We start from the raw sequence: 26,798 nt of genomic DNA, 5'->3' as shown, positions 1-26,798 counted from the left end.
TTTTTTGCGTTATTGTGAAAATTAAGCAACAAAATATGTCTCTACCAAAGGTGAGTTCATGCAGAAAATTTCTGCTGGCCGCGGACATCAACGTTTACTCCAACTGGCACGCAGCCAGCTGGGTCACGAATTTGAAACCAAAGCCACAACAACAGACGCAGACTCTGCCAGCTTAGTGCAGAAAAGCGATTTTAATCAGCGCCATCAACGTCTGGCACAGCGTTCCGGCGCTCCGGCACATGCCGATACAGGTTTTAAAGCTCCGACTTTGTCACAGCGCGCCGAGCGGCGTGAACGTATGCACAAAGAAAGGCAGCAGGCCAATTTAGAAAAAATAATGGCGTTAGCTTTAGACTACTGTCCTGAATACGTTGCAGAGATGGATGTGGATCCAGATTGGTTTCAGCAATACTGTGATTTAGTGTTGAATATTTCTAACCAGACAATGCAACAACTCTGGGCCAAAATACTGGCCGGCGAAATTGGACAACCCGGTAGTTTTTCACTAAAAACCTTATTTTTGTTACAACGTATGAGCTTTAAAGAAGCACTGGCGCTGCAAAAAGCCGCCAGCCTGACCTGCAGAGTCCGGCTGCAGGACAGTGGGCATATTTACTTTGGCTATGTGCGTAAACCATCTATTTGGCAGGTTCTGACAGGTCGCAGTAAAGCAGTGCTGAACCTGAGCCAATTTGGTTTAACCTTTCCGCAAATTTTAAGCCTGATTGATTTAAACTTGCTGCATCAGATTGAAATAGAAAGTGGCGAATTGATCCCCGATCAAGCTTTGCAGTTGCAGTACCATCAGCATCAACTGACCTGCAAAGCTAAGCATTCAGGAGTAGTACTGCAGTACTATAAATTTACCGCTGTGGGTGTTGAGCTATTGCCTTTGCTGAACAGTCAGGCGAACCCAGCTTATCTGCAAGCCGTAAAGCAACTGTTCAGCCCGGTATTAGACTTTGAAGGCTAAGCTGCTGACAACGTCGGATCAGATCAGCCACTTTTTGACTATCTAAAGGTTTAATCACCACATCATTCATACCAGCCTGATGAAACTGCTGGATCTCATCAGGTAAAGCATGAGCGGTAAACGCCATAATGACAGTGTTTTGATGCTGGGGTAATTGCCTGATCATGGAAGTAGCCAGAACCCCGGACATATCCGGAAGCTGAATATCCATCAGGATCAGCTGATACCTACCGCTTTTGGCAAGCCGGATGGCTTCTGTGCCCGTCGCAGCAGTATCTACCTCAAACTGTTGCTGGCTCAGCATGGCTTTGACAAAAGCCAGATTAGTTTGATTATCGTCCACCACCAACATTCGCAAAGCATTGCTTTTCGGTGCCTGATTGAGGTGTTGCCGAATATGCGCGGATAACATCGGATTGGCTAAAACAGCACAACTCAACACACTGGCCCAATAGGACTGATGTGCTGCATGACAAAAAGCCAGCATCTGATTGCGATTGGTGGTTTTATCAAGTTCAATCCAAAGCTCAGAGCTTTCTTCAGGCGCAGGCAATTGTATCAATACCAAATCTACCAGACGATGCTGTAACTCCGCTTTCAGTTGCTGCGGCTGCTGCAAGCAAATCACTTGTTCTGCCACAGAACCCACACTTTGCTTTAACACTGCAGCTCGTAAGCTATTGCTGTCCAGGTAGATAGCAGTTTGGCACATAGGCAGCTCTTTGACTGAAACCGCTGTTAATGGCAACTCCAGGCGCACAGAGCAGCCCAAATCCTGCAGGGAAGAAATAGTTAATCTGGCACCAAGACGTGACAACAAACTGGCACAGAGTTGCTGTAAAACCCCGGCGTTTTCGCCTTTTGCTGCATCAAGAACTTGCTGTATCGCACTACTTTGACCTGCATGATCAAACTGCAGTAACAGTTTATTCTCCGAAAAAGCCTGCAAATTAATAAATAAACTCAGTTCATGTTGTTGTATATCCCGCAGGATCAAACTGATAATTTGCTGCAATAACTCCGCTGCATGCTCAGTGAAAAAGCTGACTTCAGACAAGCTCAATGCAGGATCTTCCACCAGGATAAAAGGCAGGTCCGCCAGTTCAAATTCAGGTTGCCACAACTCTATTTGTTGCGCTAACCATTCAGGAAACCAGACGGTTTGAGGCTGTAATGCTGTTTTTTCCAGTACATTTTGCCGCAATAACCAACGAAGTAGCTGAGCCTGCTGTTCAGTTTTTCCGGCTTGAGCCAGCTCACTAAGCTGTTGCCACTGATGCAATTGGTTTTGACTGGTTTTTAACTCGTGAGTCAGGCTGGCTAATTGCTGCTGATAACTGATCTCAAGTTGTTTACAGGCGGTGCTATGACTCTGCCCCTGCTGTTGTTCTGCCTGATTTTGTTGCTGCAATTGCTGTTGAAACTGTTGCTGTTGAGCGTAAAGAGAGCGGAACAACAAGGTAAGTTCAGCACTGTCAAAATCGGCCAGCTTTTTTCCATCAGCCGCAGACGGAACTAAAGCACGAAGTTGTCGCAAAAAACCTTGCCAGCGCAGATGTTGAGTTTTGAAAATACGCCGCTGCCACAATAAAGCCAAAGCGACAATAATAAATAAAGCCGTGCCCCACAAACTGCTTTGCCACCACCAGAGCTGGGACAATCGTAATGGAGAAATCTGAATAGCCACATAACCCAAAGTACTGCCTTCAGCTGCTACTTTGTTGGTGTCGAAATAACTCATACTGGCAGGAGTTACCATCACTGCAGACCACAACAGATCAGAACCGTCCTGTAGTGCCTTTTGTCCTGTTAAATCTCGCGTTGGGCTGAAATTAAATAACTCGCGGGGGAACTGAGTGGCCGCAAATAAATTGCCGTCGGCCTGATACACCAGAATAGCTTTAATGGGTAAAGTACTGGAAAAGCTGGTAGCCAGCAGATGGCCTTTGACTTGCTCTACTTTGTTTTGAACTAAAAAAGGTTCGACCATCAAAGACAAGCTCATCAGCAGTTGCTGCTCGGCTTGCACTCTGACTAAAGTTTCATGACGCAATTGCAGCTTTGCTGAGGCGTAAAGACAAGCCACAATCAGCGCGAATGATCCCACCACCAGACCCAGTTTAGCTTTTAACGTCATGTCAATTGAACCTCTTTTCCTTGACCTGCACTATAAGCTGCCCCTCAAAGCAGAACAATAGCTATTCTGCTTTGAGTTTTGGATCAGACTATCATTTGTTCAGGTTTCAGAAATGCAGCTCAGCAGAAATAAAAGCACCATCAAAGGTTAAATCTGCATCTACGTTGTCAATGTCATCCAGTTCAAGCTTTGTCTTTTTAACACCAGCTTTTAACGATAAATCCACAGCCAGTGAGTCAATCAATTCATAGGCAATACCAAACTGCATATCAGACAAAGCACTGCCGTCATAGCTGACGTAATTCACTTCAGCAAAAATTTTAGTGCCAGTGCCTAATAAGCCAAAACTACCGTAGGCGTAGCCCATAGGGATCACAGCAGACAAATCCTGAGTAGCGCTTCCGCCTTCAGCTGCAACAGTGATATCGCCGTCTATGTATTTAGCCGTCACACCTAAATCCAGGCTAACTAAATCATTGTCCAGAATTTCATAATAGAAAGTCGCGTCAATATTGGATAAATCAACATCCTGAGCAACAGTAGTACCTACAGCAAAAATTTTGCTATCAAACACAAAAGTCTGATTTAACGTCGTATTGCCGTTGGAGCTTAAGCTATTACGTTGCAACTTGATGTTAGGTAACAAAGGTACCGGATGTTCAACTTTGATATAAAAACTGCTTAAATTTTTATCGTCAAAATCAAAGTCCTGCTGATTGCCTGTCTGACCAAAACCACCTTTGGCGTCGGCAAAATGTAAATCGGCACCAATATAAACACCAGCAACGGTATCAGCCATAACGGCAGGAACAGCGAATGCAGCTACAGCTACCATACTTAATACAGACTTTTTCATGCTTTATCCTTGCGCTAATAATTCAGTTAAATCCAACAGAGCCGCATTGGCTCTGGAAATATAATTCGCCATCACCAGACTGTGATTTGCCATAAAACCAAAACCCCGACCATTCAGAATCATCGGACTCCAGACCGGTTCCTGGGTCGCTTCCAGTTCACGGATAATTTGCCGTAAGCTAATCATCGCGTTTTTGTTGGTCAGCACCTCCGCGAAGTCTAATTCTATCGCTTTTAAGAAGTGTAACAAAGCCCAGCAGGCACCACGGGCTTCATAAAATTCATCATCTATGCTCCACCAACTGGTTTTAATTCGGTTGGATTCAGCAGTAGCAGTGGATTGTCTGGCATTTTTATCTCCAGCTAAATCGGTATTTAACCTGTCCTGCCCGACACTGACACTTAAACGCTGACTATAGCTGCCTAAACGTTTTTCAACGTTTTTCAGCAAGTCACGTAAATTGTCTGCTCTGGTGTAAAACTGACTGTCCGTTTTCTTCGGATCCAATAACGCTGTGCGATACAAAGATAATTGTTTTATGGCCTGTTGATATTCGGCTTCTGCAGCTGGAACAGCCCAGCTGCGATGGTCAATATTGAGCATAGGCTGAGCGAGCTTTAAATACTGATTTTCAATAGACTGTGACTGAGAGCGACTTAAGTCTTTGCGCAAAGCTAAAGCTAAATCACGTGACATTTCCAAAGCCCCGAGTTCCCAGGCAGGCATATTGTCGAGCAGCGAAAATGGCGGTGTTACATCGTTACTGATAAAACCAGCATTTTTGCTCAACAGGGTTTCCAGCACCCGGATAAGCGCGCTGGTGGTGGTATAACCTACGGTTTGTTGATGCTCCGGACTGAGTTGTGCTGATAAATCCTCGACATCAAACAGCTCTGGTTCATTGCTGGCCCACCAGGCCGTGCCATAACCTAAAATAAAAACGAACAGCACGGTTAAACTTATAATCCTGAATCTGTTCATTTTTTGCTCCTAATGAGTTGGAATAGCGCTGACAGTGGCCTGCACTTCGATGGATTGGCCATCTTTAAACTCTAAACGTAACGGAATTTGCTGACCTTTAGTGATGCTGGTTTTGGCATCAAACATCATCAGGTGCAAACCTCCAGGCTGGAAATTTACCACTTTGCCAGCAGCAATCTTTACAGACTGCACCTGCTCCATCTTCATCATGCCATCTTTATGAGTATGCTGATGTAGTTCGATCGATGCAAAACCTGGACTGGTGGCACTGATAAGTTCGGCATCTGTGGTGCTGTTATTTGTGATACTGAAATAACCTGCGGTCATACTGCGTCCAGGTAACATCTCCCGAACAGTAGCGTCTGTGACCAGAACCTCAGCCACGACCACACAGCTGCCTAAGCCTAACAATACTGCACATATCCACTGCTTCATTCAAAGTACTCCTTTAAAGATCATTGCTTTATCTTACACGACAGAGGTCAGGCCAACAAACTTCACCGACGAAAAGCATTGACTTCTTTAGTAACAGCTTTTTTCAGTGTGACGCCTAACAAGCTGGTGACAAAAACAGCAGCTGTACAATTATCTGTAAGCCCTGCCCCTGATTTTAGTGGGTTTTGTATTTCAGAAAGTCTAGTTTTCAGGCGTTTAGCTATTGTCAACCCAGCAACCCCCTATAAATTTATACTTTTGTTTAAATAATAACCTTTGCATTGTTGGCAAAAATCCGTAAACTTAGCGCCCCTTTAGGGTAGAGCCTTGGTTTTAGCGGTGCGCATAGGTCCATATCAATTAACGAACAACGTAATCTGTGCTCCTATGGCGGGAGTGACTGATTACACTTTTCGTGAGCTTTGCCGTCGTTTTGGTGCAGGTTTAGCTGTATCAGAAATGATGTCGAGCAATCCTTTGGTCTGGCAAAGTGAAAAATCGCTAAATCGTATGACTCACCAAAATGAGTCTGGTCTTCGATCGGTGCAAATTGCCGGTTCAGATCCAGATCAGATGGCTGAAGCTGCTGTGTTTAATGTTGAACATGGCGCCCAAATCATCGACATCAATATGGGATGTCCGGCAAAAAAGGTGAATAAAAAACTGGCGGGTTCGGCGCTATTACAGTATCCGGATTTAGTACAGCAGATTATTCAGGCCGTAGTTCAGGCAGTAACAGTACCTGTGACCTTAAAAATCCGGACTGGCTGGGACACCGAGAATAAAAATGGCGTACAGATAGCGCAAATTGCGCAGGACAACGGCATTGTGGCTTTAGCGGTTCATGGCCGCACTAAAGCTTGTATGTATAAAGGAGAGGCGGAGTACGACACTATCCGCGCTATTAAACAAAATGTGTCTATCCCGGTGATTGCCAATGGCGATATCACCACGCCGGAAAAAGCCAGATTTGTATTGGACTATACCGGAGCAGACGCGGTCATGATTGGCCGGGCCGCTCAGGGCAGACCCTGGATTTTTCGTGAAGTGGTGCACTATCTGCAAACGGGTGAACATCTGGCTTCGCCTTCGACGGGCGACGTCAGGGATATTTTGCTGGAGCATGTCCGTGGCTTACACCAGTTATATGGTGAAGTGCTTGGTCCACGTATTGCCCGCAAACATGTGGGTTGGTACCTGGCAGAGCATGACAGCGAAGGCATGTTTCGCAGTGAATTTAATGGTATCGAACAAGCCCAACAGCAGTTGGATACCTTATACGTGTATTTCGAGCAATTACTAGCAGCAACCTAACGTAAAAGAGAATAGGCAATGTTTAATCAAAACGTGACTTCGCCATTTATCACCAACGCCCATGTTCAAACGCAAGAAAAACCGCAGCCTTTAAGCAACGCGGTACAAAAAGCGGTGGCGAACTACTTACAACAACTGAACGGTCAGGACGTTAACGACCTGTACGAATTAGTGTTGTCCGAATTAGAAAAGCCGTTATTAGAAGAAGTGATGAAATACACTCGCGGCAACCAGACCCGCGCTGCCAACCTGATGGGCATCAACCGCGGTACTCTGCGTAAGAAGCTGAAACAATACGGCATGAGTTAATGCCCCCGCGGGAGGAGTCCCGCAGCAAAAAGCACCTTCGGGTGCTTTTTTCTTATTCCCGTCGTACTTGAAGCTGCAGCTTTGTTACCTGCGTGCTCTCGCCCCAGTCACATAGGACTACTATGCTCCTGGGGTCTCACGCCCTTGTCGCCTAGCTGCAACTCCAATTACTTAGGGAATTAATTTACATAGTACGTGAAGTAAAAGCGGGATTTCACCAGCTAATCCCGGTGATACACCAAAGCCATTTTTTCTCTATGCTTATGTCCTGGCTTTTGTGTTATCCAAAAAAACAATGCTGGTCCGAATTAACCATTACAGCGGAGAATGATCCAATGAACGCAGCTCGTCCAATCCGTCGCGCCTTGTTAAGCGTGTCTGATAAAACCGGTATAGTTGAATTTGCCCGTGCTTTAGCCGCCCAGGGAGTGGAGTTGTTATCCACAGGTGGCACAGCCAAGTTATTGGCAGACCAAGGCATAGCTGTGACTGAAGTATCTGATTACACAGGTCACCCGGAAATAATGGACGGCCGCGTGAAAACGCTGCATCCAAAAGTACATGGTGGCATTCTGGCCCGCCGTGGTATGGATGAAGCTGTCATGGCAGCAAACAATATCAATCCTATCGACTTAGTGGTAGTGAACCTGTATCCGTTCGCCAACACAGTGGCCAAAGCAGGTTGTACTTTAGAAGACGCCATCGAGAATATCGATATCGGCGGCCCAACTATGGTGCGTGCTGCAGCGAAAAACCATAACGATGTGACTATTGTGGTCAACGCAGCAGATTACGACAAAGTGTTAGCAGAAATGGCAGCGAACGCTGGTTCTACTACTCATGCCACCCGTTTTAGCTTAGCTATCAGTGCTTTTGAGCATACAGCTCAATACGACGGTATGATTGCCAACTACTTCGGCACAATGTTACCTGCGTATGGGTTGTCCGCTTACGGTGATGAAGACGCCAAGCCAAGCAAATTCCCACGCACTTTTAACGCACAGTTTGTGAAAAAACAAGACTTACGTTATGGCGAAAATAGCCACCAGAGTGCGGCTTTTTATGTGGAAAACAGCATTCAGGAAGCATCAATCGCCAGCGCCACTCAGCTGCAAGGTAAAGAGCTGTCGTACAACAATATCGCTGACACTGATGCAGCTTTAGAGTGTGTAAAAGAATTCGACGAACCAGCTTGTGTGATCGTTAAACATGCGAACCCTTGTGGTGTAGCTATTGGCGACGATATTCTTGCCGCTTACGAGCGTGCTTATAAAACAGACCCAACCTCTGCTTTTGGTGGCATTATCGCTTTTAACCGCGAATTAGATGCTAAAACTGCCGAAGCTATTGTCAGCCGTCAGTTTGTTGAAGTGATTATTGCGCCAAGCGCTACAGCTTCGGCTGCTGCTGTGGTGTCTGCTAAACCAAACGTGCGTTTACTGGTGTGTGGCGAATGGGAAAGCAAAACCACTGGTTTTGATATCAAACGTGTTAACGGTGGTGTGTTAGTACAAGACCGTGACCAGAAAATGGTCGGTTTGGATGACTTAAAAGTAGTGTCCAAACGCCAGCCTACTGCAGATGAGTTACGTGACTTATTGTTCTGCTGGAAAGTCGCTAAATACGTGAAATCGAACGCCATTGTTTATGCCAACGACAGCATGACTATTGGGGTGGGTGCAGGCCAGATGAGCCGCGTGTACAGCGCAAAAATTGCCGGTATCAAGGCTGCTGACGAGAACCTGGAAGTCAAAGGTTCAGTGATGGCCTCTGATGCGTTTTTCCCGTTCCGCGATGGTATTGATGCCGCAGCTGCTGCTGGTATCAAAGCCGTGATCCAGCCTGGTGGTTCAATGCGTGATGCAGAAGTGATAGCTGCTGCAGACGAACATGGCATGACGATGATCTTCACTGGTGTGCGTCATTTCCGTCACTAAACACAAGCGCTCAAATGAATGAAGGCGGGACTGGTTCCCGCCTTTTTCTATTTTGAGCTTCTCACTAACATTACTGTCAGATAAACAGTTACTCTTTATCTTTTTTCGGCAAACCTAAATAGATTAACGAAAAAACTATATCGAAAAACGGAACAAAGGCAAGAATAACTGCCTTTTTCCAGCTATAGCCTTTTGTCTTTGCCATCACAAGATTAATCATCAGGCAGGATACAAAGATAAAAACAAAATATAATCCCCCAAAAAAATGGGCTGGATGAATATCTCCATTCCGAAGAGCTTCTAACACGCGTTACTCCTTATTTATCCTAATGCGGAAATCCCACAACAAGTCTGTTTAATACAACCAGGAAAAACAACTCAGGCTGACCCATAGCTATGCCTGAAAAACCCAAGTGGGTATTTCTAGGGTCACGTATGTTACTAAAGCTAAAAAAAACAGACAAAAACTATTATAAACAATACGTTAAACATACATAAATAAAAATGCTCTGCAGCACGAATTAGTCATGGAGTAACAGTAAAGCTACGGCAGAGAACCTAATACAGGCGACAAAGGCAAGTTTTTCACTTCACGCTGTGAAAACTGCACTGAAGTCACCACTAAAGCGGCGATCACTAAAGCGGATGAAACGCCTCCGGTCCAGCCTAACCAGCGAATAAGCTGTGGTTGTTGTCTTTTGGTACGCAGCCAGTGCATCCAAATCCCACCTGCGACTAAAAAGGTAAAACCCAGTCCAAACACAAAATACAGCAGCTTCACGCCCAATCCGGCAAAGTTACCAAAATGCAGCGGATCGGCCATATCAGCTATATAAGCTACAGGTTTTAACTCAGCCGCTTTTTGTAGTTTCAGTACCTCTGCTGTCACCGGATCCAGGTAAATACGGTTGGCTCTATCCCGCACCAGCAAGGTAGCATCCTGACCTGTCACCACCACAGGTGCTTTGTCAGACAATGGATAATTCAGTGCTCTGATATCCAGATCTGGCCGGGCTTTTTGCGCAGCCTGCATTAGTTCAGTTAAAGACAAGGCTTGGTATTGTGCTGTAACCAGCTCCAGCTTTGGCGCTTTCGGATAGTGCTCTACTTTAAACTTCAGTAAAAAGTGTTCGGTGAAATACCAAAGGCCTGTTAAAAACATCAGCAGAATAAAACCCCAACACCACACGCCTGTCCATTTATGCCAATCGGACCAAAAAGTACGGCTCGATACTTTAGTCGCCGAAGGCAGCTGAAAACCTTTACGCCACCACTGCCGGTAAACATAAAAACTGCTGACTAAAATAATCAGCAGTAAAAAACTTAAACTGGTGACCACAATTTTGCCTGTAGGCCCAAGCGACAGGTACATATGAATATTGCGTAAAAACCGCGACACAGTGCCCCACTGGCCTTCGCCTGTTAAAGCACCTGATGCAGGATCAAAATAGGCAAATAAAAACTCTGAGCCTTTATTCAAACTGACGCTACCAGCCAGATACCGCTGCTCTGGAACATTGAGGTTGCTGATCTGATAGTCGGGATAAGCTTTGGCTAAGCTTTGCTCCAACACCTGCCAGGGCACAGGGCCTTGTCGTTCTGACAAGGCCCTGTATTTTTGATCAGCCAGATACTGAATTTCATGGCTGACCACAGCTAGCGTGCCGGTGAAGCACACCAGTAACAGCAGCAGGCCAAAGGCAAAGCCTGCAAAAGAATGTAGCTTAAACCAGCTTTTAGCAGTCATAGCCAACTTAGAACTGATAACTGGCGGTCACTATTAAACGGCGTGGTTCACCGGGAAAGTGCCCGGTCCGTTCAATAAAACCAGCAGTGGCATAAGTTTTATCAAACAGGTTTTTTACATTGGCCTGAAACAACCACTGCTGCCAGCGGGTTTGCCAGCTCATATCAAAAACGGTGTAGGATTTCACATGCTGACCATTAATACTTAACTGGTCGCTGACATAATCCATACCTGCAGCTATGGCTGAGTTGATTCCATCCAGCTCATAACGGCTCCATATACCAATCTGATGTTGTGGCGCATTGGCGAACTTGTCACCGACCGCATTGGTGATAGCACTGTTGCTTTCCACTATGCGGGTATCATTGTAGGCATAGTTAACGTTCAGCACCCAGGAGTCGGTTAAATCGCCCAGTAAATCCAGTTCCAGCCCTTTACTTTTTACTTCACCCAGAGCAATTAAATCATCACGACCATCACCGCCCACATCACCACGAGGATCAGTTTGCAGTATGTTATTTCTGATCATCTCGTAAGTCGCCACATTCAGGCGTATCGCATCATTGAGTAAAGAGAAACGCGCACCAGCCTCGATAATGCTGGACTGTTCAGCGTCAAAAGGACCGCCCACTTCAGGCACCTGAGAGGTGCTGGCCTGTGGGCTGAAGCCTGTGCCTTTAACGGCATACAAACGCACCCAGTCAGTCAACTGATACGTAGAACCAACTCGCCATGAACTGTCACTGCCATCAACTTTTGAAGACGCTACATTGTTTTTATCTTCATAACTGTCCCAGCGTACACCCAGCAACAGATTCCAGCTTGCAGTTAAATCCAGCTGATCCTGCAAATAGATTCCCTGACGTATAGCTGTGGTATCTGTCGGATCAGATTTGATACTGTCGATATCATAGTCCGCCGCTGAGGTCAGGCCATACACAGGGTTAGTCAGACTGATACCCGGGACCTTACCGCCCTGCTCTATAGGCGCTACGTTGCGACCTAAAAAGTAGGAATCCTGCGTCATGGTATCAGCGCCTATCAGCAATTGATGGTGAAAGCCTGCAGTGCTGAACTCTAGGATATTGTTCCAGGTCACACTATTTGCGGTATTTTCGCGGCGTTGATCCCTGAACTGACGGCGGCAATAATCCACAACGCCATCGCCATCTGTGTCGTAGCTGCAGAAAGGCTCATGGTAATTTTGCAATTCAGTGTTTCCATAATGACGCCAGGTTAGATCGGTGCGCCAGTTGCTGTTAAATTCATGATCAGCCCGAACCTGCCAGACATCAGCGTCCAGTGACTGGAAATCTGTGGCTTCGTTATGGTTCCAGGCTCTGTCGCCCAGGAAGTTGCCCTGATCATCTGTAGGTACACCTCGTAACCGGGCGCCCTGATAATCCTGAGTCACAGTGTTGTATTGCAGAGTCAGGCTGGTGCTGTCTGTCAGATCAATCAGATAACCCAAGTCCAGAATGTCGTTTTCAACTTTGGTATTCCAGCGAAAAGGCTGCTCAGAATCCCGGTAATAGCCAAAACGATAGGCTTGCTGCTCTGTTAAAGGACCACTCAATTCCAACGAGCCTTGCCAATAACTATCATTGCCTAAAGCAAACTCCAGCTGATTTTTACTGCTTCGTTGTGGCTTTTTAGTCACATAGTTAATTAAGCCACCTGGAGCGCTGCTGCCGTATAAAGCGCCACTGCTGCCTTTGAGTATTTGCACTTCCTGCACATTAAACAGCTGAGGCACAGCAAAACCATTAAAAGGATCGCCTCTTACACCGTCGTATAAAATTTCATCCTGACGGAAACCACGGAAGGTAACACCTGAATAACTAAAAGCACTGACACCACTCATACTGCGGTATAAATCTGTCACCTGACGTGCGGCCTGATCGCGGATCAAGGCTTCAGGTAATACCTGAATACTCTGAGGCACCAGTTCTAAATCTGTATCTGTTCTTGTGCCTACACTGCTTTGTGAAGCACGGTATAAAGTCTGAGCCCGGCCTTTCACCTCTATCACTTCCAGCTCTTTGTCTGAATCCTGTTTATCCAGGTTCTGGGCATAACCGGGAGATATACTTAAAGCGGTAAGAACAGCAATAGCCAAAATAGAAGGTGAAGGTAAGGACAACATAACAGTCTCTGAGCGGCAATAAAGGCGCACAGACTAAACAAGAATGATTCGCAATTCAAGTTAATTAATTTAATCTGTTTTTGTTGGTGTGACAGTTGTTGCCCTTTTGCGTTTCATCGGCTCAGATCACATAAATTTTGCTGGCACAGACCAGGCCAGTCGCACAGGCACTGTTGATTCAGAGTCCAGTTCCAGGCAGGTCAAAGAGGCTTTTTTCAACTCGAGAAAAGTTTTATCCAACCCCAATAATTCGTTGATCAGTAAAGCCAGTTCAGGTTCATGCCCTACCAGCAGCACTGCTTCATTGTCTTGTAACTGACTGAATAAATGTTCTTTTACTTCAGTCGCAGCAACAGCTGGCAATAAGCAGTGCCATTCTTCAACAGCGGTTTTGACACCAGAATCTTTGCGCACCAAAGCGGCCGTTTGCACAGCTTTGGTATGAGGGCTACAAAAAATACGGTCCGGTATCAAACCTTGTTTTTGCATAAAATCAGCAACACGACGAGCCTGTAACCTGCCTTTTTCGTTCAGACAACGATCGGCTTCATCCACCAGTGAATTTCGTATATCAGCGGTCGCATGACGCATCAGATAGAGTACAGCTTTCATCAATTTCACCTTTACTGCAGAAAATGCTGGCAGACTAAAGGCCGTGCGTTACAGTTGTATGACTTTACCCTTTCTTAGTTGGCACCGCTGCTTTGCGGGCGACCATAAAGGTCGCCCCTACAACCTATCCAACTGCGACCTTTTGCCACATTGCGCAGTGCGGTAAACCAGACCAAAATGACTCTGACTTCCATCAGATGACAAGGTGTTCCCACTCCTATAATCTGAGCTGTCAGTTTTTTTGCAACGGCTGCCTGGCAGCCGCTTTTTTTGAGACGCTATGAATAGTATTTCTTCCAGCGACAGCCCCTACATAGACCACCCAATTGAGCAACTGCAGCGTTTTCGTTGGGTACTGATCAGCTTAGAGCTGCTGGCCAGCCTGACTGCTTATCTGCTGCACTACCCTATTCATAACTGGGGCCTGCTGTCTTTTGTCTTGGCTGTGCATGTCTTTACCAATATCAGCCTGAAACTCTGGCGGGGCGATAAAGGCTCTGAACAACGTTTTATCGCCATCAGTATTTTCATTGATCTCTTTATGATCACCGCCTTATTGGCTATGACTGGTGGTGCCAGTAACGGCTTTGTCGCTATTTTATTGCTGCCTGTGGCTGTGACTGCCGTGTTGTTTTCAACAGGCCCAAGCTACCTGATGGCCATTCTGGCTATTGGCTGCTACAGCCTGTTATTACAAATTCCACTGGCGGGCGAACATTCAGCGCACCAGCATGCACATCAACTAAGTGCTGAGCCTTTTAGCCAGCATATCAGCCAGATGTGGTGGGCTTTTAGCTTCAGCGCTTTTATTGTCAGCTGGTTTATCAGCGCACAAACTCAACGCATTCGTAGCACCTCAGCGCAACTGAATAAGCTGCAACAAAAACAACTGCAGCATGAGCAAGTGCTGGCCGTCGCTACTTACGCCGCAAATGCGGCTCACGATTTAGCCACGCCATTACAAAACCTGGTGCTGCTGACTGACGAGTTGACAGAGCAACAACAAGACCCGGCTTTAGCAGCCGATCTGCGGCAGCAATTGCAGCTCTGTCAGCAAATAGTACAGCAACTTCGCAGCAATGCTCAGCAGTTGCGTAAAGGTGAACTACAAGCTCAGCCTTTGTATGACGCCATAGAGCGCAGTGTTCAGCTGTGGCTGGTCAGCAGGCCTGAAATCAGTATGGAACAACATTTCAGCAGCGATCAGTCCACTTTGAACATAACCGACAGCATTAGTCTGGCTGCTGCTTTGTTTAATATTCTGGATAATGCAGCTGATGCCAGCTTGCTAAATAAACAGCCGCGGCTAAGCCTGACGATGCAACAAAGCAATAGTCAGCTTGAACTACAAATTAGGGATTATGGCCCGGGTTTACCGGATAAAGATCTGGCGCAACTGGGCAAAAAACCCAGCCCCAGTGAACAGGGTTTAGGTTTAGGCCAATTTCTGGCTAATGTGTCGATTGATAGTTTAGGTGGCAAAGTGGAACGGGAAAATTGTGCAGGAACTGGCGTGTTAACCCGTATTAGTTTTAGTGGTAAGCACTCATGAAACTGGTAGTGCTGGATGATGATGTCATCTTAACCCGCACTTTGTGCCGCCGACTGGAAGCTTTGGGCCATCAGGTACAAAGCTACAACCAAGCGATAAGCCCAAATGAACTGGTCGCAGAGCAAGCCGACTGTTATCTGCTGGATTTACGTTTTGGTGCTGTGTCTGGTCTGGATTATGTACAGCCGCTACGACAACAACTGCCCAAATGTCGCATCGTATTACTGACCGGCTACGCCAGCATAGCCACAGCAGTGCAAGCGGTAAAAGCCGGAGCCGATGATTACCTGACCAAACCTGTGGATTTTGCAACTTTAACTCAGGCGTTAAGTGGTCAAGTTAGCCAAACAGCAGCAAATGAAGCCGATGTTTTATCGACAGATCAGCTGGAATGGGAGCATATTCAACGGGTTCTGGAACAACATCAGGGCAATATATCCCAGACCGCCAAAGCACTGGCGATGCACAGACGTACCTTGCAACGTAAACTACAAAAACACAGGCCCTGAATTCGCTTTACTTTTTCTTGTCAGCGGCTACAATACGCGCCGCTCTTTTGACTGTTCTTTATACAATAAGGTAATCGTTATGCATCCGATGTTAAACATCGCAATTCGTGCTGCCCGCAGCGCAGGTAATGTCATCGCTAAAGCTTGTGGTCAAATGGACTTAGTTCAGACGACTCAGAAAGGCACCAATGACTTTGTGACCAACATCGATAAAGAAGCAGAACAGGCCATAGTGCATGTTTTACGTAAGTCATTCCCTGATCACGATATTATCGGTGAAGAGAACGGCGAATATGGCAACAACAATAGCGATTACCAGTGGATCATCGACCCGCTTGATGGCACCACAAACTTTATCAAAGGCATCCCTCACTTTGCTGTATCCATAGCTCTGCGTCATCAGGGCAGACTGGATCAAGCCGTCGTTTTTGACCCATTACGTGGTGAAGTATTCACAGCATCCCGTGGTGCAGGCGCTCAGTTAAACGGCCGTCGTATCCGTACCACCAATTTACCTGAATTAAGCGGCGCTATTCTGGCAACAGGTTTCCCGTTTAAACATAAACACCATTTAGATGCGTACACCGAAACTTTTAAAACTCTGATGACTCAGGCCGCAGACGTACGTCGCACTGGTTCAGCAGCATTGGATTTATGTTATGTCGCAGCAGGCCGTTTTGATGGTTTCTGGGAAATTGGTTTAAAGCCGTGGGATTTTGCTGCAGGCGAGCTGATTTTACGTGAAGCTGGCGGTTTAATCAGTGACTTCGCTGGTGGTAACAACTACCTGCGCAGCGGCAACATAGTTGCAGGCAGTCCAAAAGTATTAGGTGCTATGTTAAAAGGCATGCGCCCACATTTAACAGAAGCTCTGTTGAAATAATACGATAAGGGTCAGATCACCATTTGCGCAGCAAATGTGCTCTGACCCTCTATTTGCCGATCAAATCTGCGGCTTAGTCAAAGGTAAACCTGCATTGACCCAGGCTGTATAACCCCCAGCCAAACTCCAGACGTCCTGATAACCCATTTTCTGCAGCATATCACCCGCTAAAGCCGAACGAAAACCACCACCACAATACAAAATCAGCGTTTGCTGTTTATCCTGCACTGCTTTTTCCACATCACGCTCAATCACACCTTTACCCAAATGAATAGCAGCAGGCAAATGCCCGGCCAGCCACTCTAAATCTTCCCGCACATCAACCAGCACATAAGGGGTAGGAAACTGCTGCAAATCAGCAATAGTCAGTTCTTTAACCCTGCTTTTGGCATCTTCAACCACAGCCAGAAAACCCGGAGAATGTTGTTTGGACATAAAAACCTTCTTGTAGTTACATTTAGCCACTGTTTTTAATCAATGGCAGCGTCAGTTAAATCAATATAAAACGAAGCTACCTCTTTTCCCCTTTAGCCGCAAGCCGTTCAAAAATGGGTGGCCAAGGTTTTAAGACGAGGAGTGTTTGAGAGAGGAGCGGTAGCGACGAACGAGTTACACAACAGCCTTTTATGAATTACATCCATGTAATTCAACCTTTTGGTCCAGCTTTCAGCTGTTGAAAAGTGCTCCTGCACTTTTCTGCTTTGCGCCAACGGCGAAAGCGTTTTAATTCAGTAGCAAACTGCCACCAACTCAGAACTACAAAATTCTAATCCACACCAACTGACCTGGCTCCACACCAGCTTTCATCTGCAACTCCCCCGCCTCATCAGTGCATAACAAGCTTTGCCCTGCTTCCAGTTGATAGCTCTGTTCTTTGAAACTTAGCTGAAGCTGACCAGAAGCCAGATACAACAACGATTCTTGCGTGAGCCTTAAAGGCAAGGGTTCAGTCACCGATAGCACCTGCACACTGGCTGTTACATCAGAGCGCCTGGTCATCAGATTAAAATCCCGCACTGGCCCATCTATTAAGGTGCAGTCAATGGCCGTTTCACCGGTAAAAGCAAAAGGCACCAAGACCTTATCCAAAACCACGGGCTGAGCCAAGGCTCTATTCAAACAAAAGCCATTACCTTGCAGCAGCATAATAATGCGGTCGATTTGTTCAAAAAGGGAAAAAGGACCATCGCTGGCTACTTCAGCTATGGATACACGCCAGCGCATACCGATATTGTCGTCAGAACGGGCGAGCTGATGGGTTATGCCAGCACCATTTTTCCAGGCCTGAGTTTGCCATTGGTTGGGGGAGATAAGTTGGAACGCCATAGGAAGAACTTAAAAGCTATTTAAAGTGGCTTATCTTAGGCGTTAAGCTGTGATGGCAAAAGAGCTGAGCCAACAAATAACGCCCCTTTGCAGTGGGGCGTTAAACAATCATCTGACTTTGTTGCAGCAAAGCCGGTGTTTTTGTAGGGGCCGCGGCTTGTCCCGGCCCGTCTATGGGCACCGCGGTATCATTAGACGGGCGGGTGCAAGACCCGCCCCTACAGTTTTTCGGGTAAATTAGCAGCAACTACTGATGCAATCCCGGCCTTCTGATTTAGCACGATATAAAGCTGTATCAGCCGCACATAACATGGCAAAAGGGGTGCGGAACTGGCCGTTGATTTCACTGGCAATGCCCTGGCTGACGCTAACGCATAAATCTTCCGGCAGGCCTTGTTCACAGAAATTCAGCTGACGCACATAATGCTGCACTCTTAAGGCCACAGCTTTTGCCATAGCTTCGTCGTGATAAGGCAGAATAAGCGCAAATTCTTCGCCACCGTAACGGGCCGCTAAGCCCTGACCACGGGGAACCGCCAGTGAGATAGCAGCTGCAATGCGACGCAAACATTCATCACCCTGAATATGGCCATATTGATCGTTAAACTGTTTGAAATAATCTACGTCAACAATCAGCACACTGACAGGGCTTTGTGTTTTATTGCACTCATCCCAGTACTTCTGCAACATCTCGTCAAAATGGCGTCTGTTGGCCAATGCCGTTAAAGGGTCAGTGCAGGCCAGCATATGCAACTTGTAACATTCGGCTTTGTGGGAAGTCAGATCACGCATCACAATCACCAGCAACGGCTCATCTGAAGGTAAATAGGTCAGGGACAGCTCGATATCTTTTACATCACCATTGGCACAAATAATGGCCATTTCAGCCAGGTTATGCTGCTGTGACAATAAACCTCGACGGCCCATATCCACCATGTTCTGATAACTCAGCTGATAACGTTTGACTAAAAAGTCCGGCCAGCAATGACCACGTAACGCCCCTTGGGTATGACCCAAAAACTGCGCTGCTTTACTGTTAATACAAACAATCTTGCCACTGGAGTTCACCACCAAAACAGCTTCAGACAAATACTCAATTAGTGCAGGTAAAGACTCAAGGTGAGGCACCGCATAACCACCAGCGCCAGAAAAATCTATCCGGCTTACATCGTTGCGGTTATAAAGTGAAGGATTCAGCTCAGCTGGGCTGCCATTCGCTTCACTTACCGCTGCAGAGGTTAAATATAATCTTTTACTTTGTGTTGAACCTGTCATAAGTCTGTGCTCCATAAGCCCTGGTACCGACGCATTACTGCGTTTACTGAGCATGACTTTAGAACTTATGGAAAAAACAAACCTTCCGGCAACCTTCTGATTTAAGGTATTGAATTTAAATGCAATTATTTTAATCTAAAAACTAAAAAAGCCCTAATAAGGGCTTTAATAAAATGGTCTTGTTAAATATATAACGTAAACGATCTTCCTTGAGCGGATTCCAAAGCTGCAAACAGAAGTTAAAAATTCAGTTTTAACTATGCTGGCTCAGTGCCTTTGTTTACAACTTGCGGATCGGGGCTTACCAGCAGCAAATCATTTTCTTCCGACTCAAGGATAAACTGGTATTTGCTGACACCGGAGTTTTCAATATTGTTCTCCAGCTGAATGCTTTGGCCGTCGCTACTTACCGTCACTTTTTCGATATGGCCATCAAAAGCGTTGGTAAAACCAGCACCTGTTATACGTAATCCTTTAGGCGATTTTTTATGTGGCACCAGCTGATAGGTAATAGTGGTATTTTCAGTCAGCTCGACGTTACCGTCACAAAAGGTACCGCTTTGCGCGTAGCTAAATTGCGCCTGTTTATTTTTATCTAACATAACTCTCAGCTCGATAGGGCTGGCGGCGTCACAAAATGGCAAGGTTGAGCCAGTTAATAACAATCTGTCTGTGTCAGTGACAATAGCAGCGCCCTGATACTGGCCTATGCTGCTTTGCTGGCCGAATAACGCCAGAATTTTATAAATTTCAGTAGCGGATAAGTTTGTTTCCAGCAGCTCTTTATCAAATTTTGGCTGCTGCCCCTTTTTAGGGAATTTCACGCTATCCAAAAATTCAGGCAAATGTTCTTCAAGCGCATCTAAAGCTGAAACAGAACTGAGCACCAGTTGCAGATCTGATTTATTTTTCACAGGTGCAAGGGCACGATCAATCTCTTGTTGGGTAGCCGCCTGGCTCAAGAATGGAGAGGCAGCTAACAAAGCAGTAAAAAGCAAAGACAGTTTTTTCACAGTAAATCCTTTTGATTAAAAGCTTTAAGATGGGAACAATCAGCAACATGCTAATAGCGGGACAACGAATAAACAAGAGAAAATTGGGGACAACTTGAGTCGTGGCTTTTTTAAACTGAAGAAAAAAGCCCTAATAAGGGCTTTGCTGCAAGTGTCTATATGTATCGGCAAGAAAGCGAATTCTATACTGAGAATGACAGTTAGCAACTAACTTTCAATCACTCTGGATCGGCACCTTTGTTTACAATTTGCGGATCAGGGCTTAGCAATAGCAAACCACTTGTTGCACAGCTCAGAATCAACTGGAAACTAGTTACACCACTAACAGAGTCTTCATCGACCAGTATAAGTTGCTGGCCATCGCCACTAACGGAAACAGAGTCAATAACTTTGTTAAAAGGAGTTAAAAAACCTGCACCAGTAAAAGCGTAACCTGGTGATTCAACCAGTTGGTAAATAATATCCTGGCCGCAGTCCACTACGACGCTACCATCGCTAATCTCACCATTTTGGCTGTAACTGAATTGTGGAATATTGTTTTCATCTAACGTGATTTTTACGTCAATCGTGGTATCTACCGTACTCATAAGTTCTCCTTATTGTTAATAAATCATAGACTAAAGTTTTTCAATCACTAAACCGCTTTGCTCTATGTGTTGGCGTAGAGTTACATTTTGGTCTAGCTCCCCCAAACAACTTAAAGCCGTAGCATAAGAGTGAATATATTGCGGAGTTCTAACTTGATCTTTCATCGGAGCCAGTACCTCTTTTACATGTTGGCAAGCTTGCTGGCTTTGCTCAAGTTTCAGTTCAAATTTCAATTGGTTGGCGTTTACTAGTTCAATATAGGCTAAGTAATACCGCCACTCTCTACTATCCATATTCAGCCTGAAATTCTCTCGATAAAAAGGTAAAGCTTGTTGTAATAATTCTGCACTTTTGTCCCATTGTGCTGTCATCTGATAATAACGCACTGATTCGATATACCAGATCCTGAATAAATTAAGATAACGCGTTTCAGACAAACGCTTTCTGTTACTTTCAAACTGTGTTTTTAACAGTTCAGGTGTGTAATTGATCCTTGGGTCTTTTAGCTCAGCATTTAACCGCATTAACTGTAATTTGATATTAAATAAATCGATATGCCAAACTTCATTTTCTGGATCGAGTTGTAACGCTTGTTCGAGCAATTGTTGAGCTAAAAAATTCAGTTCAAAAGCTTCGTGTTTAAGCCCTTGATATCCAAGCAAAGCAGATAAATTTCTATAACTGCCAAATACTTTATCTAACAAATAACCATCAGGCTCTTTTGTTTTGCTAAATCGTTGAAATTCACTTTGTATCTTTTTGTGAACTTCAATAGCTTGCCAAATATCACCTTGAGCGAGCACTGCACTGGCTAACCAAGAGCGGGTATCTGCTATGTCGCCAATCAGAGTTGTATTAGCGGGTTCCTTAGCTTGCGCTAACAATTTCAGAGTCAAAGATTCGTTAAAAAAGGCTGTGGCTTGTTCAAACTCTTGTAATTTCATCGCCAAAGAGCCTAAAGAGTTGGTGGCGTAGGATAATTCCATCAAGGCGTCGAAGCTTTCAGGTGCCACCCGGTACATGGCCTGACTATAGCTGTAATACAGCTCAAGTTCTGGTTTAGCAGCCAGCCAGTTTTTGGCATCGTACTGAATTTGCCCTAACCAAAAGGCGTTGGCGCCTAAGGTTTTTAGCAGCTCTAAATTATCTGGCTGCTCAGCAAGCACTGGCACCAGTTTTTCTCTGGCTGCTAATAAAGCAGTTTTGGCTTCATCAATTTTGTCACGTGAATAAGCCACTTCGCCCATAGCTTCCAGCGTTTGGCCATGTTGCAAACGGGCCTGGGCGCTTAGGTATTGGTCTTTTTCCGCATCAGAAAAGTCGCTGAAATACTCCAGCGCTTTATTGCTAATACCGTCGAGTAAATCCATCCGGCCTATGCTGCGTAATTTGTCGGCAAAATCACCCACCATAAAACCTAATAAACTTTCGGCGGCTAAACGTTTTTGCTGTGCTTGTTTTTCCGCCTCAAAACTTCGAAAGCTCATTAGCACTGCGGTAAAAGTCAGCACACAGAGTAAAACAAAGGTTAAACGCCTGCTGGTGCGTACTAATTTGGATCTTTTGCCTGAGGCCTGAATAAAGTCTTTTTCGTTAGCATCCAGGGTAAAAAAGCCGTTTTGCGCCAGTTGCTGCGCTTCGGCTAAAGGTTTACCGTCTGCCAATAAATAAGCGCTGTGTTTATCTTCGGCCAGCCAGCGTTTGGTTAAATGCTGCAAGCGGCTTTTTACACTTAAACTTTGATGATGTTCTGCTATCCAGGCTGTGGCTCTTGGCCAGCGTCTTAATAAAGCTTCGTGCGCAATACTAAAACAAGGCGCAGCATTTTGCAGGTGGGAGACAAATAAGCGATGCTCCACCATAGCTTGTACCAAAGCTCGCTCAGCGTCATTTTGTAATTGTTGCCAGAGTGCTGTACGGCTGGTGATGGACTGTTCGTCTTCGCGTAAAGTCACCAGTAAAGATAAAACTCTGGGTAAACTGTCTTTTTCTGCGGTGCTTAACAGGGCTATGGCCTGCTCAGCATTTTTACCTATAGCGCCTTCAATACCGCCTAAGTTTTTATAGACAGAAAACAACAGCTGATTGCTGTCGCTGCGCTGTAAATACAATTCCTGCAAAGTGTATTGCAGCATAGGTAAAGCATCGGGGTTGCTGGCCGCTTCGCTGCACAACAGCTCATCCAGCGGCACTGCTGTGTTTGGGTCTAAATCCCAACTTAAATTGGCGGCTATCGCAGGTAAGCGGATCATTTGTAACAAATCGGCTCTGCCGGGCGGCGCTAAGTCAAAATGAGCACCACGGGCTTTGCCAGCCATCAAACTGGGATAGGTGACCAGTAAAGGGTAAAACTCGTTACGGCAAGCACTTAATACCACGACAACACCGGAAGTAGCCAGTTGTTCCATCCGGTCGATAAATAGCAGCCGTTCTTCTTCACTAAACAGCGGCGAAGACAACAGCACTTCAAGCCGGTCGATAAAAATGGCAAAACGGGATTTGCTTTCATTTTGGTGTTGCAGCGCCTTTTTGCAGCTTTGCAGCACCCAGTCCATTTGATGTTGTAATTTTTCTGCCAGTTGTTCGGCACTGCAGCCGTCAAATACGGGTTGGTCTGCGAGGTCCCAGTCGAGCAAAGCACTGGCGAGCTGCATCAGCAATTGACCAGGTGTAAGGTCAGCTAAATCCAGGCTGCTGTACGACTCCACCTTAACGCCATTGTAGCCACTGTTTTGCATCAGATTTGGCATAACGCCAGCATTAATTAACGAGGATTTACCGCTGCCGCTTGGGCCTAAGACTAAACAAAAAGCTCTGCCGTACTGCACTTGCTGCGCTATACGTTCCAATAAGGTATCAATTTGGCTGCCACGGCCAAAAAACACTTTGGCATAACGGGCATCGTAAGCCTGCAAGCCAGGAAAAGGCGAACCACCTTGCCAACTTTGGGGTGTGGCGCTTTCTTCCTGCCCCAGCGGAAAAGTGACCTGAGCCAGAGTGCGGTAACCGCGTTTGCGGATGGTTTCAATATAAGAAGGAGAGGTAGCGCTGTCGCCGAGGGCCTTACGAATTTGCGTGATAATTTTATGCAGTGGGTTATCGCCCACTTCCGCCTGAGGCCAGCAAATGCTTACAATCTCGTCACTGCTGTGTACTTCTCCGGCGTTTTGACACAACAACACCAGCACATCCATAGCTTTAGGTTCAAGCTGGATCAGCTGTTTGCCAAGCCTCAGCGTATTGGCACTGGGATCAACCTGCCACTCACCAAAAAAGAAAGTACCAATCATAACCGCAGCCGTAAGTTAACTATATGTTTAATATATAGTTATGGGCAGCATTATGAAAGTATAGATTTGTTACACGTCGTTCTTGAAGCCGCAGCGTGGGCAGATTCTAAAACTCGAGTTAGGAGCAATAAAAAAATCGTCAGGAACGATTTTTCACTCACATCATCCATGATGTTCGCCTACGGCAGCTGAAGCTGTGAAAAACAGCTGTCCTGCTGTTTTTTAACATTGGAGCGGAGCGACGATGGCCCGGAGGGCATTTTGCAGGACAGCAAAATGTAAAAAAGGCACCCAAGGTGCCTTTTTTGACTGATGCCTGAAATTACTTGGCGCCCAGTACTGCGAAACGTTTTTTGAAGCGGTCAACACGGCCGCCTACGTCTAACACTTTCTGCTTACCAGTATAGAATGGGTGGCAAGCTGAGCAAACGTCCAAGTGGATGTCTTTGCACAGTGTAGAGTGAGTTTTGAAAGCATTACCGCAAGTACAAGTTGCAGTGATCTCTTTGTATTCCGGGTGGATACTTGGTTTCATGGGTTACCTCGTTAGGCCGTATCGCTATCTGATCAACTTTTGTCAGACACCATACGCAATTTCAGTTAAATTAGGGCGCGTAGTTTAATTGCTAAGGCTCAAAGTTTCAACAAATTGGCCAATTTATTTTTAATGGCTTTGTCTTACTCCGATCATTAAACTAATTGATTGATAAAACAGGTGGATTTTGGCTGTGATGGTAATTCGGGTAGCGTTGCCCATTCCTCTTCGGGTGCATTTTGATTACCTTTGTGACGAACAGGTAAGCCCAGGTTGTCGTGTTTTAGTGCCTTTTGGTAAACGCGAGCTGATAGGTATTGTCTGGCAACTGAACCCCACCGACAGCTACGACGCAGCTCAATTGAAAGCTGTGACCCAAGTATTGGATCAAACTCCGGTACTGGCAGCTCCTATTCGCCAGTTATTAAGTTTTGCCGCAGATTACTACCATCATCCGTTAGGCGATGTACTGACCAGTGCCCTGCCCGCTTTATTACGCGATGGTAAAAATGCCGATCCGGTCAAAGGCCTTAGCTATAGCCTGACCCAAGCAGGCCAGCATTTAACAGAACAGCAGTTTAAAGCCGCGAAAAAAAGACTGGCCTTATGGCAACAGCTGCAACAGCCTCAAACCGAAACCCAGTTGCTGGAGCATTTTCAGCGCAAAGAGCTGCAGTATTTTGTTGAACAAGGTTGGGCTCATGTTACGCCGCTCTTATACGGCCCTTATCAGACGGCTGATGAACAACAAAAGTCCCTACCCTTAAATCCTGCGCAGGCTTTGGCCGTCACAGCAGTACAACAAGCTTTAGGTAGTTTCAGTTGTTTTTTACTGGAAGGCGTCACAGGATCGGGCAAAACCGAAGTGTATTTGCAGGCCATCAGCCCAGTCGTAAAAACAGGTGGCCAGGTGCTGGTGTTGGTGCCGGAAATTGGTTTAACACCACAAACCTTAGCCCGATTTGAACAACGTTTTGGCGTGCCTGTTGGCGTCTGGCATTCCAATATGACCGACCTGGAGCGTTTTACCGTCTGGCAACGCTGCCAGACTGGTGATTTAGCTATAGTGATTGGCACCCGCTCTGCGTTGTTTTTGCCTTTCCTAAAGCTTGATTTGCTGATTATCGATGAAGAGCACGACAACTCCTTTAAGCAGCAGGACGGCTTTCGGTATCACGCCCGGGATTTGGCGATTAAACGCGCCTCGATTCAGGGCTGCCCTATTTTATTAGGCTCAGCGACGCCGAGCTTAGAAAGCCTGGCCAATGTGCAACAAGGCCGCTTTGCTCATCTGGAATTACCTGACCGCGCCGCTGGCCAGTTGATGCCAACAGTCGAGCTGGTGGATTTAAAACAACAGCAAATGATGCATGGCATGGCAGGTTTAACCCGCCAGCGTATCGAACAACATTTAAAACTCGGCCAGCAAGTACTGCTGTTTTTAAATCGCCGTGGTTTTGCGCCAGCACTGATATGCCATGAATGCGGCTGGATGACCGAATGCCACAGATGCAGTGCTTTCACTACTTTTCATAAACAAAGTCGTCAGTTGGTGTGCCACCATTGTGGTGCGACTAAAGGGGTGCCGCATCAATGTGGTGGTTGTGGCAGTACTCAGTTGGCTCCTGTAGGTCAGGGCACTGAACAGCTGGAAGAACAGCTACAACAACTTTTCCCAACTCATACAGTCACCCGACTGGACAGAGACAGCATCAGACGCAAAGGCAGTTTGCAGAAGGCCTTGGATCAGATCTTACAAGGGGAGCCTCAGCTTATTTTAGGCACCCAGATGTTAGCCAAAGGCCATCATTTCCCGAATGTTGGCTTAGTAGTGATTATTGATGTCGACTCTGCTTTATACAGCAATGATTTCAGAGCCCCTGAACAGTTAGCTCAATTGTTAACGCAAGTCTCAGGTCGGGCTGGGCGGGGCTCACAGCCGGGCAAAGTTTTACTGCAAACCCATTATCCGGGTCATGCGCTGCTACAGGATGTGATCCAGAATGGTTACGCCTCTTTTGCCCGCAGCGCATTAAAAGAGCGGCAACAAACTTTTTTACCACCTTTTATGTTCCTGGCTTTGTTTAGAGTGGAAGCGCATCAGTTGGAACTGTGCAAAGAATGGCTGCAAAAAGTGGCGGACCATTATAAAGAATGGCCACAAGTGCAGTTGTTGGGGCCACTGGCTTGCCCTATGGAACGTAAGGCGGGCAAATACCGTTGGCAAATTCAGCTTTTTGCCAAAGACAGAAAACAATTACACCAAAGTCTGGATTCAGTATTAGCAGAAATCAGCCGCTGGTCGCTAAGCCGTAAGGTAAAGTGGCAGTTGGATGTAGACCCACAAGACCTGAATTAAACATTTCTTTTTAACAAAACT

General features: G+C 46.0%; 23 protein-coding genes. 8 read left to right on the top strand and 15 right to left on the bottom strand.

Annotation, left to right across the window (positions count from 1 at the left end; all coding sequences use genetic code 11):
• Positions 1-58 precede the first annotated feature (58 nt).
• On the top strand, positions 59-973 hold the full coding sequence (locus P3C17_RS02315) for a TIGR03899 family protein (protein WP_300927921.1): 915 nt from the start codon (positions 59-61) through the stop codon (positions 971-973).
• On the opposite strand, the gene P3C17_RS02310 is transcribed toward P3C17_RS02315, so the two are convergent.
• The 4 genes from P3C17_RS02310 to P3C17_RS02295 all read right to left on the bottom strand — a co-directional run bounded on the left by P3C17_RS02310 (position 945) and on the right by P3C17_RS02295 (position 5,382).
• Positions 945-3,110, bottom strand: coding sequence for a response regulator (locus P3C17_RS02310; RefSeq protein ID WP_300927920.1), 2,166 nt, complete (start codon positions 3,108-3,110; stop codon positions 945-947). The two genes, P3C17_RS02315 and P3C17_RS02310, sit on opposite strands and share 29 nt — an antisense overlap.
• A gap of 106 nt (positions 3,111-3,216) precedes the next feature.
• Positions 3,217-3,966: a TIGR04219 family outer membrane beta-barrel protein gene (locus tag P3C17_RS02305; protein ID WP_300927919.1), complete on the bottom strand. Its 750-nt coding sequence runs from the start codon at positions 3,964-3,966 to the stop codon at positions 3,217-3,219.
• A 3-nt stretch (positions 3,967-3,969) separates the two neighbouring features.
• Positions 3,970-4,947, bottom strand: coding sequence for a DUF2333 family protein (locus P3C17_RS02300; RefSeq protein WP_300927918.1), 978 nt, complete (start codon positions 4,945-4,947; stop codon positions 3,970-3,972).
• Between the two features lie 9 nt (positions 4,948-4,956).
• Positions 4,957-5,382 (bottom strand): copper chaperone PCu(A)C, encoded by a 426-nt coding sequence (locus P3C17_RS02295; RefSeq protein ID WP_300927917.1) that lies wholly within the window; start codon positions 5,380-5,382, stop codon positions 4,957-4,959.
• A 339-nt stretch (positions 5,383-5,721) separates the two neighbouring features.
• Between P3C17_RS02295 and dusB the strand changes: the two genes are divergently transcribed.
• The 3 genes from dusB (at position 5,722) to purH (ending at position 8,942) form a co-directional block, all read left to right on the top strand.
• Positions 5,722-6,696 (top strand): tRNA dihydrouridine synthase DusB, encoded by a 975-nt coding sequence (dusB, locus tag P3C17_RS02290; protein WP_300928361.1) that lies wholly within the window; start codon positions 5,722-5,724, stop codon positions 6,694-6,696.
• Positions 6,697-6,714: 18 nt separating this feature from the next.
• The gene (gene fis / locus P3C17_RS02285) at positions 6,715-7,005 is read left to right on the top strand and encodes a DNA-binding transcriptional regulator Fis (RefSeq protein WP_008897208.1); all 291 of its coding nucleotides are present in this window, start codon (positions 6,715-6,717) and stop codon (positions 7,003-7,005) included.
• Between the two features lie 335 nt (positions 7,006-7,340).
• Positions 7,341-8,942, top strand: a complete 1,602-nt coding sequence (purH, locus tag P3C17_RS02280; RefSeq protein ID WP_300927916.1) for a bifunctional phosphoribosylaminoimidazolecarboxamide formyltransferase/IMP cyclohydrolase — start codon at positions 7,341-7,343, stop codon at positions 8,940-8,942.
• 88 nt (positions 8,943-9,030) lie between these two features.
• Here the strand turns inward: purH and P3C17_RS02275 are convergent, their stop codons facing one another.
• The 4 genes from P3C17_RS02275 to sixA form a co-directional block, all read right to left on the bottom strand.
• Positions 9,031-9,249: a hypothetical protein gene (locus P3C17_RS02275; RefSeq protein ID WP_300927915.1), complete on the bottom strand. Its 219-nt coding sequence runs from the start codon at positions 9,247-9,249 to the stop codon at positions 9,031-9,033.
• A 237-nt stretch (positions 9,250-9,486) separates the two neighbouring features.
• Entirely contained in the window at positions 9,487-10,689 is a 1,203-nt protein-coding gene (locus P3C17_RS02270) for a PepSY-associated TM helix domain-containing protein (RefSeq protein WP_300927914.1), read from the bottom strand.
• Between the two features lie 7 nt (positions 10,690-10,696).
• Positions 10,697-12,835, bottom strand: a complete 2,139-nt coding sequence (locus P3C17_RS02265) for a TonB-dependent receptor (RefSeq protein WP_300927913.1) — start codon at positions 12,833-12,835, stop codon at positions 10,697-10,699.
• 126 nt (positions 12,836-12,961) lie between these two features.
• On the bottom strand, positions 12,962-13,447 hold the full coding sequence (gene sixA, locus P3C17_RS02260) for a phosphohistidine phosphatase SixA (protein WP_300927912.1): 486 nt from the start codon (positions 13,445-13,447) through the stop codon (positions 12,962-12,964).
• A gap of 280 nt (positions 13,448-13,727) precedes the next feature.
• On the opposite strand from sixA, the gene P3C17_RS02255 reads away from it, so the two are divergent.
• From P3C17_RS02255 to suhB, 3 genes are all read left to right on the top strand, one after another.
• On the top strand, positions 13,728-14,999 hold the full coding sequence (locus P3C17_RS02255) for an ATP-binding protein (RefSeq protein ID WP_300927911.1): 1,272 nt from the start codon (positions 13,728-13,730) through the stop codon (positions 14,997-14,999).
• On the top strand, positions 14,996-15,508 hold the full coding sequence (locus tag P3C17_RS02250) for a response regulator (protein ID WP_300927910.1): 513 nt from the start codon (positions 14,996-14,998) through the stop codon (positions 15,506-15,508). The genes P3C17_RS02255 and P3C17_RS02250 overlap by 4 nt, the downstream gene beginning before the upstream one ends.
• A gap of 79 nt (positions 15,509-15,587) precedes the next feature.
• Positions 15,588-16,391 (top strand): inositol-1-monophosphatase, encoded by an 804-nt coding sequence (suhB, locus tag P3C17_RS02245; protein WP_300927909.1) that lies wholly within the window; start codon positions 15,588-15,590, stop codon positions 16,389-16,391.
• Positions 16,392-16,451: 60 nt separating this feature from the next.
• Here suhB and P3C17_RS02240 read toward each other — a convergent pair whose 3' ends face one another.
• The 7 genes from P3C17_RS02240 to rpmE all read right to left on the bottom strand — a co-directional run bounded on the left by P3C17_RS02240 (position 16,452) and on the right by rpmE (position 24,418).
• Positions 16,452-16,826: a rhodanese-like domain-containing protein gene (locus P3C17_RS02240; protein WP_300927908.1), complete on the bottom strand. Its 375-nt coding sequence runs from the start codon at positions 16,824-16,826 to the stop codon at positions 16,452-16,454.
• 321 nt (positions 16,827-17,147) lie between these two features.
• Complete coding sequence (locus P3C17_RS02235) at positions 17,148-17,717, bottom strand: HutD family protein (RefSeq protein ID WP_300927907.1); 570 nt, start codon at positions 17,715-17,717, stop codon at positions 17,148-17,150.
• A gap of 237 nt (positions 17,718-17,954) precedes the next feature.
• Complete coding sequence (locus P3C17_RS02230) at positions 17,955-18,992, bottom strand: sensor domain-containing diguanylate cyclase (protein ID WP_300927906.1); 1,038 nt, start codon at positions 18,990-18,992, stop codon at positions 17,955-17,957.
• 257 nt (positions 18,993-19,249) lie between these two features.
• Positions 19,250-20,005, bottom strand: a complete 756-nt coding sequence (locus P3C17_RS02225) for a DP-EP family protein (protein WP_300927905.1) — start codon at positions 20,003-20,005, stop codon at positions 19,250-19,252.
• Between the two features lie 218 nt (positions 20,006-20,223).
• A complete protein-coding gene (locus P3C17_RS02220; protein WP_300927904.1) occupies positions 20,224-20,592 on the bottom strand; it encodes a DP-EP family protein in 369 nt (122 codons plus the stop codon).
• 30 nt (positions 20,593-20,622) lie between these two features.
• The gene (locus P3C17_RS02215) at positions 20,623-23,883 is read right to left on the bottom strand and encodes a winged helix-turn-helix domain-containing protein (protein WP_300927903.1); all 3,261 of its coding nucleotides are present in this window, start codon (positions 23,881-23,883) and stop codon (positions 20,623-20,625) included.
• A 322-nt stretch (positions 23,884-24,205) separates the two neighbouring features.
• Positions 24,206-24,418 (bottom strand): 50S ribosomal protein L31, encoded by a 213-nt coding sequence (gene rpmE, locus P3C17_RS02210; RefSeq protein WP_008899179.1) that lies wholly within the window; start codon positions 24,416-24,418, stop codon positions 24,206-24,208.
• 196 nt (positions 24,419-24,614) lie between these two features.
• On the opposite strand from rpmE, the gene priA reads away from it, so the two are divergent.
• Positions 24,615-26,777 (top strand): primosomal protein N', encoded by a 2,163-nt coding sequence (gene priA / locus P3C17_RS02205; RefSeq protein WP_300928360.1) that lies wholly within the window; start codon positions 24,615-24,617, stop codon positions 26,775-26,777.
• The last annotated feature ends 21 nt before the right edge of the window (positions 26,778-26,798 follow it).

This window comes from Rheinheimera sp. 1928-s, assembly GCF_029269265.1.
In the GTDB taxonomy this organism is placed as follows: domain Bacteria; phylum Pseudomonadota; class Gammaproteobacteria; order Enterobacterales; family Alteromonadaceae; genus Pararheinheimera.
This window is presented reverse-complemented; position numbering and strand designations above follow the sequence as displayed.